Annotated in this window: 10 protein-coding genes; 2 read left to right on the plus strand and 8 right to left on the minus strand. The window is 38.3% G+C overall.

Features of this window, described 5'->3' with window-relative positions:
* Positions 1-224: 224 nt before the first annotated feature.
* The 7 genes from VJ937_RS00120 to VJ937_RS00150 all read right to left on the minus strand — a co-directional run bounded on the left by VJ937_RS00120 (position 225) and on the right by VJ937_RS00150 (position 6,535).
* Positions 225-605, minus strand: a complete 381-nt coding sequence (locus VJ937_RS00120; protein ID WP_324064888.1) for a response regulator — start codon at positions 603-605, stop codon at positions 225-227.
* A 141-nt stretch (positions 606-746) separates the two neighbouring features.
* Positions 747-1,583 carry an enoyl-ACP reductase gene (locus VJ937_RS00125; protein ID WP_324064889.1) on the minus strand — a complete coding sequence of 279 codons (837 nt, stop codon included), beginning with the start codon at positions 1,581-1,583 and terminating at the stop codon, positions 747-749.
* Between the two features lie 39 nt (positions 1,584-1,622).
* Positions 1,623-3,278 (minus strand): DNA repair protein RecN, encoded by a 1,656-nt coding sequence (recN, locus tag VJ937_RS00130; protein ID WP_324064890.1) that lies wholly within the window; start codon positions 3,276-3,278, stop codon positions 1,623-1,625.
* Positions 3,279-3,281: 3 nt separating this feature from the next.
* Positions 3,282-4,184 carry a DUF4835 family protein gene (locus tag VJ937_RS00135; RefSeq protein ID WP_324064891.1) on the minus strand — a complete coding sequence of 301 codons (903 nt, stop codon included), beginning with the start codon at positions 4,182-4,184 and terminating at the stop codon, positions 3,282-3,284.
* Position 4,185: 1 nt separating this feature from the next.
* A complete protein-coding gene (gene coaBC, locus VJ937_RS00140) occupies positions 4,186-5,403 on the minus strand; it encodes a bifunctional phosphopantothenoylcysteine decarboxylase/phosphopantothenate--cysteine ligase CoaBC (protein ID WP_324064892.1) in 1,218 nt (405 codons plus the stop codon).
* Positions 5,403-5,729, minus strand: a complete 327-nt coding sequence (locus VJ937_RS00145; protein ID WP_057954067.1) for a DNA-directed RNA polymerase subunit omega — start codon at positions 5,727-5,729, stop codon at positions 5,403-5,405. Before VJ937_RS00145 ends, coaBC begins: the two co-directional genes overlap by 1 nt.
* Positions 5,730-5,743: 14 nt before the next feature.
* Positions 5,744-6,535, minus strand: coding sequence for an outer membrane protein assembly factor BamD (locus VJ937_RS00150; RefSeq protein ID WP_324064893.1), 792 nt, complete (start codon positions 6,533-6,535; stop codon positions 5,744-5,746).
* A 264-nt stretch (positions 6,536-6,799) separates the two neighbouring features.
* Between VJ937_RS00150 and VJ937_RS00155 the strand changes: the two genes are divergently transcribed.
* Positions 6,800-8,062, plus strand: coding sequence for an aminotransferase class I/II-fold pyridoxal phosphate-dependent enzyme (locus VJ937_RS00155; RefSeq protein WP_324064894.1), 1,263 nt, complete (start codon positions 6,800-6,802; stop codon positions 8,060-8,062).
* 129 nt (positions 8,063-8,191) lie between these two features.
* Positions 8,192-10,489 (plus strand): TonB-dependent receptor plug domain-containing protein, encoded by a 2,298-nt coding sequence (locus VJ937_RS00160; RefSeq protein WP_324064895.1) that lies wholly within the window; start codon positions 8,192-8,194, stop codon positions 10,487-10,489.
* 42 nt (positions 10,490-10,531) lie between these two features.
* Here the strand turns inward: VJ937_RS00160 and VJ937_RS00165 are convergent.
* A partial coding sequence (locus VJ937_RS00165) for a TonB-dependent receptor (RefSeq protein ID WP_324064896.1) occupies positions 10,532-11,552 on the minus strand: 1,021 nt, incomplete at its 5' end.

An 11,552-nucleotide genomic window follows, 5' to 3' on the forward strand; every position in this document is an offset into this window, starting at 1 on the left:
GCTCCGCGCCGATGGCCCTCCAGCCGGCGGATAGCGGGAGAGTAGTGCCTGTCCGCCAATCGGCGTGATCGCCGCCAACTTTTAAAAGCCTGTTTATCTTAGGATAGACAGGCTTTTTTTATGGTGAAAAATTGGCTTAAAATAATAATTTATGCTGCAAATAAACTATCATAAAAAAAGCTCCGAACCTCTGAGGCCGGAGCTTTTTGTGAATGTTATCTTAGTTACTTTTCTAAATATTTCGACAGGGTTTCTAAAACAGTCTTAATACGAAGTGGTTTTGTCAGGTAATCATCACAACCTGCTGCTCTTGTCTTTTCCTCTTCTCCTGACATCACGTAAGCTGTTTGTGCAATAATTGGAATCTCCTTGTTAAACTCCCTGATTTTACGCGTAGCTTCATAACCATCCATAACCGGCAGTTTTATATCCATTAAAATTAAGTCAACGTTTTTTTCTTTCGCTGTCTCAATTGCTTCTAATCCATTTTCAGCCCGTAAGATCTGCGCTTGCGTTTTTTTCAGTATCTCTTGCAGGTACCTGAAATTAATGTGCTCATCTTCGACTATGAGGATGATTTTTTCGTGCCAATCATGTGTAATCATATACTATGAATTGTCGTCTTGTCTGCCGTTATATAGCAACTAAAGGTATGAAAAGAGATTTAAAAAACAAAATATGATCTTTGCATAACTAGCGATGACTTATTAATTGTCTTAATACTTGCATAATAGGATAAAAAAAGATTAATCGCAATCTGGTTCTTCAAAACTTTTTTCATACTGAATCATTGCCTGTTTACTCATACCCATACTTGAGAACCCACCATCGTGATAAAGATTTTGCATGGTAACCTTTTTCGTAAGATCTGAAAATAGCGTAATTGTATAATCAGCACATTCATCTGCTGTGGCATTCCCCAGAGGCGACATTCGCTCACTAAAGTCCATAAGCTTATCGATACCTTTTACTCCACTACCAGCTGTTGTCAAAGTTGGTGATTGGCTAATGGTGTTAATCCTGATATGTTTACTGCGCCCGTATATGTAACCAAAACTTCTGGCAATTGATTCAAGCATGGCTTTGGCATCAGCCATATCATTGTATTCAAAAAGGGTACGCTGAGCTGCTACATAGGTTAGTGCTACTAATGAACCCCATTCGTTAATGGCATCAAGTTTTTTGCAGGTTTGTATTACTTTATGAAATGATACTGCTGAAATATCAAGTGTTTTCTGTAAAAAATCATAATTCAGGTCATCATAACCTCTTTTTTTACGCACGTTTGGCGACATCCCTATTGAGTGTAGTATAAAATCAAATTTACCACCCACTGCTTCCATGCCTTTTTCTATTAAATTCTGCAAATCATCAATGTTCGTTGCATCGGCTGGTATAACGGTTGCATTAGTCTTTTCAGCCAACTTATCAAGATCGCCCAAACGAATAGAAACTGGTGTATTTGTAAGTACAATTTCAGCCCCTTCTTCGTGCGCTTTTTCTGCCACTTTCCAGGCAATAGATTTGTCGTTTAACGCTCCAAATATAAGGCCTCTTTTGCCTTTAAGTAGATTATAACCCATGATAGATTTTCTTTTTTGATTTATCTAGTGTGGAACAAATTAGTTGGATAAAAGTTCTTTTGCATTAGCAATTGCTGCCGCTGAGGTTTCACCTGAACTTAGCATTTGAGCAAGTACTTCTATACGATCAGAATCTGAGATGTGTCTGATCTGCGTTGTTGCACCCTCTTGTTCGTGTTTTTTGTATACCACCAAATGATGATAGCCTTTGGCCGCAATTTGAGGTAAGTGTGTGATCGAAATAATTTGCATGCTATTGGCCATCTCTTTCATTATATTGCCCATTTTATCTGCAATTGCACCTGATACACCTGAATCAATTTCATCAAAGATTAATGATGGCAGCGCTTTTTGCTTTGCTAAAATAGCTTTAATGACGAGCATGATGCGTGATAATTCACCTCCGGAAGCCACTTTAGTGACTTCCTTGGGAGCCATATTTTTGTCAGTAGAGAATTTAAATACAATTTTTGAGCGGCCTGCTTTATTAAACTCTTCTTGCTGTGTTACTTCAATTTGAAAAACTGATTGAGGCATACCCAAATCTTCCAGCTGAATTGTAACGCTTGATGAAATTTCTCCCGCTGTTTTTTTACGCTCCTTATTTAGTTTGTCAGCCAGTTGGTTCATCTTTTTTTCTACTTCGGACAATGATTTCTGAAGCTTTTCCAGGTCTTCTTCGAACGATTCTATATCATCCAGATCTTTTTTATACTGGTCTTTTAGTGCTATTAACTCCTCTATGCTGTTTTTTCTATGTTTCTGTTCTAAGGTATATATTTGATTTAGTCTTTGGTTGATACGCTCCAATTCTGACGGGTCGTATTGTATATTTTCGGCTTTTTGCTGCAAATCCTGCGCTAAATCGTCTAAATCGAGTCGGGCGCTTGAAATACGTGATTGGAGCTCCTCTCCATTTTCAAAAAATGAAGCTATTTTTTCCATCGCACTCTCTGCCTGCCCTAATTCTGATAATATTCCATAATCATCGCGCTGCATGCTTTGCAATACAGAATTGAGGTTCTCTGCTATTTCTTCACTGTTGCTTAATATGTTTTGCGACCTTTCCAGTTCTTGTTTTTCCCCGGGTTTAAGTTTTGCCTGTTCGAGCTCATGATATTGATATTGTACAAAATCACTTTTTTCCTTCTGCTCATCGTTTTTGACTTTAAGTTGTTCAATTTCTTTGTGCAGGTTCTGAAAATCCTCGTATGTTTTTCTGTAAGTTGCTCTTAGATCCAAAACGCCGGCCAGTGTATCTACAAAATCTATTTGAAAGTCCTGTTCGTTTAATAAAAGATTTTGATGCTGTGAATGGATATCTATAAGTCTTTCGCCAAGAGCTTTGAGTTGGTTAAGGTTAACAGGAGTGTCATTAATAAAAGCGCGCGATTTGCCTTTGGGTGTTATTTCTCTTCTGATAATGGTGCTGGTATCAAAGTCGAGGTCCTCTTCCTCAAAGAAGCTCTTGAGCTTATATTTTCTTATATCAAAAGTGGCTTCGATGATACATTTTTTGTCTTTGTTCTTAAGGGTACTAAGATCAGCCCGGGTTCCCAAAGCCAGCGACAGAGCTCCCAACAAGATAGATTTTCCAGCACCTGTTTCTCCTGTAATAACAGTAAGGTTTTCCTGAAAATCAATTTTCAGATTATCAATAAGTGCATAATTTTCAACAAATAAGTTACGCAGCATATTTTATTCATTTTGCATAATTTTCCTGTACTTGTCCTGGTTTCCGGGATCAATCTGGCTCATCAGGTTGAAAACCCTTCTCTTGTTTTGTGGTGTGGCTTTCTTAAATATTTCTACAATTTCATCAGACTTTGTTTCAAAAAACAGCTGTAGCAAATAACTATCTGGTCTTTTACGGTATAATGCTCTAAGCTCTTCCAGAGCTGCCAAAATATTGGCGCGGGCCTGATCTTTTTTTTCTGTCATTAAGTCCAGGCCTTGCCGGTGATATTTGTAGTAACACCGACGTAGTGGCTTGTAAAGGTCATTTTGAAGGTTTTCAACAATAGCAGCACGGTTTTTTCCATCGTCCTGGAAGCTTCGCCAACCAGGTGAGGGGTCACTTTGTGCATTATTTACAACTTTTTGAGCCTGATCGTAAAATTCACTGCCGCCCAGGCTTCCAAAACTATCATAATCGTACCCCAGTATGAGGTACGCATAATAAGTGAGCACTGAGCTTAACGTTGATGAATATGAGTTTACATTAAATTGAATGGCGTCCTGCGGGGCAAAGCGGAATTTTAATTTGTTGTCTACCAGGTTGATAAGGGGGGTTGTATAATCGGAGTTATATACAGGCCGGCTTGAGGTAACCTGTATTTCTGCATTGTAGCTGTCGGAACCTGTTTGCTCATTGAGTGTTATGTACATACTACACTCAATACGTTCCTCTGCTTTTATCACATGATTCGTGAAAACTGTATTGTTCATGAATTCGTAAATGGTACGTTGCATTTCTTCAAAAATGCTACGATCGCTTCGCTGTATTTGCCTACTAATTACCTGTACCTGGCATTTGAGCTCCTGTGAAATAACTTGCGTGCTAATCAGCGTTAGAATAAAAAATACAATAAGTTTTCGCATATCAATAGTTTTCTACAAGATATTGAACGATATCTGCTGCAACTTCTTTTTTCTCTTTAAGGGAAAATGCTTTTTGTTCACCTTTATTGTTGATGATGATAATTTTATTTGTATTTACATTGAATCCGGCACCCGGTTCCTTGAGCGAATTCAATATAATGCAGTCAAGGTTTTTCTTTTGTAGCTTTTTTGTGGCATTTTCCAGTTCATTGTCAGTTTCCAGTGCAAAACCAACTAATATTTGGTTTTGTTTTTTTTGTTCGCCTAAGGCTGCTGCAATGTCTTTGTTAGGTGTCAGCTCCAGGGATATGTTTCCTGTTTGCTCTCGTTTGAGTTTTTTCTCTGATGGTGTTGCGACGCTATAATCAGAGACTGCAGCAGCCATTATTGCACCATCGGCCATTTTAAAGCGCTTTGTGGCTTTCTGAAACATTTCATTGGCGGATTCAACCGGGTGTATTGTAATGTTGGGGTTATTGGTTGTAATTTGTACCGGACCTGAGATAAGGTCGACCTGAGCACCTTCACTGGCAAGCGATTCTGCAATGGCATAGCCCATTTTGCCACTGGAGTGGTTGCCAATAAATCTTACGGGATCAATTTTTTCTATTGTGGGGCCTGCCGTTACGAGGAACCTTTTGCCTTTAAGTTTTTTTTTTGAGGTAAGAAATTCGATTACCGCCCCGGTAATTTTCTCCGGCTCTTCCATTCTGCCTTTACCTGTAAGGCCACTGGCCAGTTCTCCTGTTTCAGGCTCAACGAATGAATGACCTCTCGATTTAAGAATCATAATATTATCTTGTGTAGCGGGATGTTTGTACATATCCATATCCATAGCCGGGGCAATCATTACCGGGCATCTAACAGATAAATAAGTGGTAAGCAGAAGGTTATCGCATACACCGTGCGCCATTTTGGCCATTGTATTGGCCGATGCCGGAGCAAGTAAAAATAAGTCGGCCCATAAACCAAGTTCTACATGGCTGTTCCAGTCACCGTCATCGTAATTAAAGAAGTCCGATAATACGGTGTTTTGGGAAAGCGTAGCCATAGTAACGGGTGTAATAAATTCTTTTGCAAGGGGGGTCATAACAATTTTGACTGTAGCCCCTTGTTTTATGAGTAATCTAGTAAGCATTGCTGCTTTATAGGCTGCAATGCTACCGGTAATTCCAAGAATTATATTTTTCCCTTTCAGGTTTTGGCCTTGAGTTGTCATTACTGAATTTTTTCGTCAGGGTATTTATAAACGATTTTGTCTTCTTTAAATTCTTCTGTGGCTATAAGTGCTGGTTTTGGCAATCTTTCATAAAATTTTGAAATCTCGATTTGCTCGCGATTTTCAAAAATTTCCTCAAGATTGTCAGTTACTGAAGCAAATTCCTCCAGCTTACGTGTCAATTCATCTTTAAGCTCTGCATTGATTTGGTTTGCTCTTTTAGAGATAATATTAATCGATTCATAAATATTGCCTGTTTTAGCACTGATATCTTTCAAATCACGTGTTTCAGTTGACATTGGAGCATTAACTTTCTTGAAGTCCATAATTGTTGGGTTTATTATTTTTTAATTTCTTCTACAGATTTTTCAAATATTTTTTCAGCCTCTTTAATTTTGTCACTCTGCGGAAATTCATCAACAAAAGCATAATATTCATTAATGGTTTCCTGGAATCGCTCTTTCTGTAATGAAGGTATACTGTTTTGGGCCAGTAAATAGTTAGATTTCATAATCAAATAGAGTAATTCTTCCCTGAACGGCGAATCCGGATAATCTTTTAAGGTATTTTTAAGTGCAATTAGCGCTGCTTTGTAATCTCTGAGTTTGAAATATAGCTCAGCATTTTCATAAGATTTACGTTCTAATCGTTTACGCAGGTCCTCAATGCGTTGATTAGCAAGTTCGCGTTTTTCGCTATTGGGATACTTATTAATAAATAATTGATAGCCCTGAATAGCTTTCTTGGTGTTTTGCTGATCCAAATTATATTTTGGCGCTTCTTTTCTAAAGCACTCCGCAAGCATAAACTCACATTCCTGGGTTAGTTCATCATTCGGGTAAGTTTTTATAAAAGTTCTGAAATGATAGGCTGCAAGTATGTATTCTGCCTGATTATAATGGGTATAAGCCTTCATGTAATAAAGTTTCTTGGCTTTTTGTGTTCCCCTGAAAACCGGCAATACATCGTTAATAAGTGATTGTGACCGGTACCAGTCTTCTTCTTCGAAATACTCTACAGCTTTTTCAAACTTATGTTCGTAATCATTACTCTTTAAAGCTTTCTGAAATTCACTACATCCTGATATAAGGATAATTATAAATAAAAATGTGATCAAAAATATTTTTTGCATACCTGAAATTTCTTTGCGCTTTAATTTAAAATTAAACTTATTATGTTTCGGTAAACCAAACGCTAATACAAACGCATTATTTGATTTACAGCCTATAAATATTCAAAATTATAGTTCAGCTTGCAAAGATAGTTAATCATTAAGAATTTTTTTGACATATTAATTTATTTTTTCACAAATTATACCATGAATTGGAAATGTTGGGAAAAATCAATTAAAAAAGTAACTTTGCGCGATAAATTTTAATTTTAATATCAGCCGGTTATGATTGATATATTTGAAAAAATAAAACAAGATCGTGGTCCACTTGGACAGTACCAAAAAGCAGGCCACGGATATTTTTCTTTTCCAAAACTAGAGGGGGAACTTCATCCTCACATGAAATTTCAGGGAAAAGACGTGCTTACCTGGAGCTTGAATAATTACATTGGACTTGCCAACCATCCGGAAGTGCGGGAAGCAGATGCCCAGGCAGCAAAAGAATATGGCATGGCTTACCCGATGGGTGCCCGCATGATGAGTGGTCAGACAAAAAAACACGAAGAACTGGAAAGAAATTTGGCAGATTTCGTTGGCAAACCAGACGCCTTTTTGCTGAACTACGGATACCAGGGCATGGTATCAATTGTTGATTCATTAGCAGGCCGTAATGATGTAATTGTGTATGATTCAGAATCACATGCCTGTATAATGGATGGTGTGTTTTTACATAAAGCAAAAGGTGGAAAAAGTTTTGTTTTTCCGCATAACGATATGGACCGCTGCCGTAAAATGCTGCAATTTGCAACAAAGCGTGCTGAAGAAAACAATGGAGGTATTATTCTAATTACCGAAGGCGTTTTTGGTATGGCAGGAGACCTCGGTAAACTGGACGAGATTGTAGCAATGAAAAAAGATTTCGATTTTCGTCTTGTAGTGGATGATGCACATGGGTTTGGTACAATGGGTAAAACCGGTGCCGGTGCTGGTGAGCATTTTGACGTTCAGGATGATATCGATGTTTATTTCTCGACTTTTGCAAAATCTATGGCTGGTATTGGTGCTTTTGTAGCTTCTGATGCCGATGTCGTGGATTACCTGCGTTACAATATGCGTTCTCAAACCTTCGCCAAATCATTACCAATGCCAATGACCATTGGCGCGCTTAAACGTCTTGAGCTACTCAAAACCAAGCCAGAACTGAGAGAAAACTTATGGAAGGTTGCCACAGCACTTCAAAATGGACTTAAAGAACGTGGTTTTGATATTGGTGTTACTGGTTCGCCCGTTACGCCGGTAATGATGCATGGTGGGATTATCGAAGCTACATCCCTTGTAATGGATTTAAGAGAAAATTATAATATATTTTGTTCTGTTGTTATTTACCCGGTAATTCCAAAAGGAGAAATATTACTGCGTTTAATTCCAACAGCAATGCATACAATGGAGGATGTAGAAGTTACACTTAAAGCATTTGAGGCTTGCCGCAGCAAACTCGAAGCAGGTGAATACAAAAGAGAAGATTTTCCTAAAATACCTCAAGAGTAAAAATAATTAGCAAACTTTTAATAGCCGGTTGGATATCAACCGGCTTTTTTTGTGAAAAGATCTCATCAAAAATTTGTAACTTGAAGTGTAAAATAAATGAAATGCTATACAACCAGCTAAAACTATTTTATGAGACTTAAGGAATTAGTTGTATTACTGTTAGTTATGCCGCTCAGCCTTTTTTCCCAGAGCCGTGATGATTCAATTACGGTTGAACAGTTTTCTAATTTATCGTTGGAAGAGCTCATGAATGTAAAGGTATACGGAGCAGCCAGAACTCATGGTCAGAGCTCTGTAACAGCTCCAGCTACAGTGGAAGTAATTACCAGGGAACAAATTGTAAGTCGTGGTTACAGGTCGCTTCTTGATGTACTTTATGATATGCCAGATATAAAAATTGATTACGGAGTTGATCCCAGATGGATGAATGATATTACGATCAGGGGCATTCGTTACATGGATAAATTTCAAATTTTATTGAATGGAGTAAAAATTAGTCCTCCAACCAATGACCTGATTTCGGTTATGGAGAACTATCCGGTGCATTTTGCAAAACAAGTAGAAATCATTTATGGGCCTGCATCAGCACTATATGGAGCCGATGCTTTTTCAGGTGTAATTAATATTATTACAGATCAGAATATTTCTGAAGCAGAAACACGCGTAACCGCTGAAGGAGGAATGTATAATCTGATTAATGGTAATTTCTATACCCAGGATGATCTGGGTGAAGATTTTAGTTTTTCAATAGGAGGGCAGTTTTTTTATGATGAACAACCAGATTTGGCCAGGTTTTATCCGGATTTGTACCAAGGAATGGACGAGGAATTACAATCCGGAACATTTAATACAATCAATGGTCCAATAACACCAGAAACGCCTGTAGAACCACATAAATCGCATGCTTTGATGGCTTATGGCTTATTTGCGGGGTTTGATTATAACGGATTAAAATTGAATTATTTTGGCAATTATGGCAGAAATCCATCTACCATGGCTAATTCTCCACACAATTCAGTATACAATCATGAGCAGTTTTTTGGCCACTCTGTAAATATGGTGAACCTGTCTTACGAAAAACAATTTGATAGTTTTAAATCAATTTCGGATGTAACCTACAGTCGTTATAATTTGGATAGCCGCAGTAACTTCCGAAACCTTTATTCTAATATGGAGCCGGCTTATCTGTTTGCATACGGATGGATGACCAAGGCGGAGCAATTAATAAGCTATGATATGTCGGATAGATTTAAATTAACTGCAGGTTTATCCTTTGCACACTATGTTTCAATGCCAAGAAGTAATAACCTTGAATACCCTGTTTTTGGAAATGATCCGGGTGGAATTATTGTAAACTCTGAGTATGATTTTTTGTTACCTGATGGTATACCGGCCAACTTAATTCAAACAAAATATAATAGTGTTGGAGGTCTGGCGCAAGCGCATTACGAATTTGATTTTCCATTGACTATTACTGCAGGTGCTCGTATTGATAACGATGAAAGATATGGTACAAGTTTAAATCCCAGGCTGGGATTGGTTTATGAGGAGAAAGAGGATTTTACCATGAAAGCACTCTATGGTACTGCATATTTGGCTCCCTCGCCCCAGTATATGTATGACAGATATGGTACGCTGGTTCCCACAAACGACTCAAGTACTTATTATGCTGAGTTTATGCAACTCCCAAATGAAAATCTTAAGCCACAAAAAGTTCAAACTGTAGAAATTAGTTTCCTGAAATACTTTAACGATGAATTAAGTGTCAGAGCGACGGGCTATACTTCATTTGTTTCAGGTTTGATTAGTCCGGTAGTGAATAATGAGACGGTGGAGTCCATATATCCCGACCATTTATATCCCGGAACTCAATATCATATAAATGCAATCCAGATTAATGATAATTTAGGGGAGTCTACAATATACGGAGGCAACATTATTATTGACTATAAACAAATTATATCCTCTGTTATGAGTCACCGGTACGCTTTGTCCTATAGTTATATAGAAGGGTATACTGACATAGATGAGTCCGGACCCACAGAAGAGCGGAATTTGCCGGGCATTTCAAATCATACGGTGAAATTCAGAGGAACATTTAAATGGGGAGGCTTAACAGTTTCTCCTGCTTTAATTTGGATGTCAGATCAGCGTGCTATTAATGCTGCCAGTGTACAGTCTGCCGATGTTACAAAATATCAGACCATACCCGGTTTTGTTTTGGTAAATGCCCATGTGAATTATGATATAACGAAGAAGCTTGCAGTTTTTTTAAGCGGGCATAATTTACTCGATGAACGCTACCGGAATATAAATATTGGTGCTGCGCCGGAGAGTATGGGAGCTGGTTCTGCAGCAGTGGAGTTTGCCGGGGGAGCGCCACAAAACCCATTTCGAATTTCTGCTGGATTTAGAATAAGTTTGTAAAATAATAAGAAAAAAGGCCGGGGCCACCCGACCTTTATATTTTTAAAACCTGAGATTAACACCTGCCATGAAATTGATTCCGGCTTGTGGATAATAACCATCCAGGTAGTTTATTTCGCCTCCTGCATAAAATGGGTAGATCCATGCATTGGTGATGTATTCTTCATCAAGCAGGTTGTTGATTTGTAAATAAACTGATGCTTTCTTTAACCACGAAGTTTCAAGGGTATAGTTTATCCTGAGGTTGTTTATGAGGTAATCGTCCAGTTTGCGGTCTTCACTCGATGTATTATCGATATATTGTTCGCCTACATATTGCGTGATAAAGGTTATGCCTAAATTTTTGGCTGGAGTGAAGGTTAGTTGAGAATTGGCTACAATCTCTGGTGAAAAAGAAATGTCTGTTGTACCAAGTTCCTCAATCTCCTGACCCCAGGTGTCCCAATTATCTGTATACGATACAAAATCCAGTATTTTGTTTTGGCTAAAAGTTAGATTGGCCTGCCAGCTAAACCATTCAATGGGTTTTATGCCCCAAATGAGTTCGATTCCTGCCCGGTAGCTATCATCAACATTTTCCATAATGGCATTTCCCACATCATTGATGTTTCCTGTAAGTACTAATTGGTCTTTGTAGTACATGAGATAAGCGTTTGCTTTGACTCGCCATAACTTGTTTTTTATTTCTGAGCCAAGCTCGGCATTGTACATTTTTTCCGATGTGGGTTCCGCTTTAGCAGGGTCTGCGTCGACGAGTGTGGTTCGGTTGGGTTCACGATTGGCAATAGCCAGGTTTAAATAGGCGCTTACCATATCAGATGGTTCGAACAATAAACCCGCTTTTGGATTGAAGAAGTCATATGTGTGTGCTTGCGAGATGTCTCTTTGCCCGTCATCGAGACCGTCTATTTCGTAGTTAATGTGCCTGTATTGCAAATCGATATAAGTGTACAGCTTTTTGTTTACCATGAAGTTTGCACGGGCATAAATATTGGCATCATCTTTAACACCAGTGTTATCATAAAAGCGGTGTTTGGGATCAAAGGTATTGAGGTTGTTTTCA

The sequence above is a fragment of the Salinivirga sp. genome (assembly GCF_035268865.1).
Lineage (GTDB): Bacteria > Bacteroidota > Bacteroidia > Bacteroidales > Salinivirgaceae > Salinivirga.

Excerpts from the sequence above, each read along its gene's own strand:
- VJ937_RS00120 (WP_324064888.1), bottom strand. The coding sequence starts at position 605 with ATGATTACACATGATTGGCACGAAAAAATCATCCTCATAGTCGAAGAT.
- VJ937_RS00160 (WP_324064895.1), top strand. The coding sequence starts at position 8,192 with ATGAGACTTAAGGAATTAGTTGTATTACTGTTAGTTATGCCGCTCAGC.
- coaBC (WP_324064892.1), bottom strand. The coding sequence starts at position 5,403 with ATGACAACTCAAGGCCAAAACCTGAAAGGGAAAAATATAATTCTTGGA.
- VJ937_RS00145 (WP_057954067.1), bottom strand. The coding sequence starts at position 5,729 with ATGGACTTCAAGAAAGTTAATGCTCCAATGTCAACTGAAACACGTGAT.
- recN (WP_324064890.1), bottom strand. The coding sequence starts at position 3,278 with ATGCTGCGTAACTTATTTGTTGAAAATTATGCACTTATTGATAATCTG.
- VJ937_RS00155 (WP_324064894.1), top strand. The coding sequence starts at position 6,800 with ATGATTGATATATTTGAAAAAATAAAACAAGATCGTGGTCCACTTGGA.
- VJ937_RS00150 (WP_324064893.1), bottom strand. The coding sequence starts at position 6,535 with ATGCAAAAAATATTTTTGATCACATTTTTATTTATAATTATCCTTATA.
- VJ937_RS00125 (WP_324064889.1), bottom strand. The coding sequence starts at position 1,583 with ATGGGTTATAATCTACTTAAAGGCAAAAGAGGCCTTATATTTGGAGCG.
- VJ937_RS00135 (WP_324064891.1), bottom strand. The coding sequence starts at position 4,184 with ATGCGAAAACTTATTGTATTTTTTATTCTAACGCTGATTAGCACGCAA.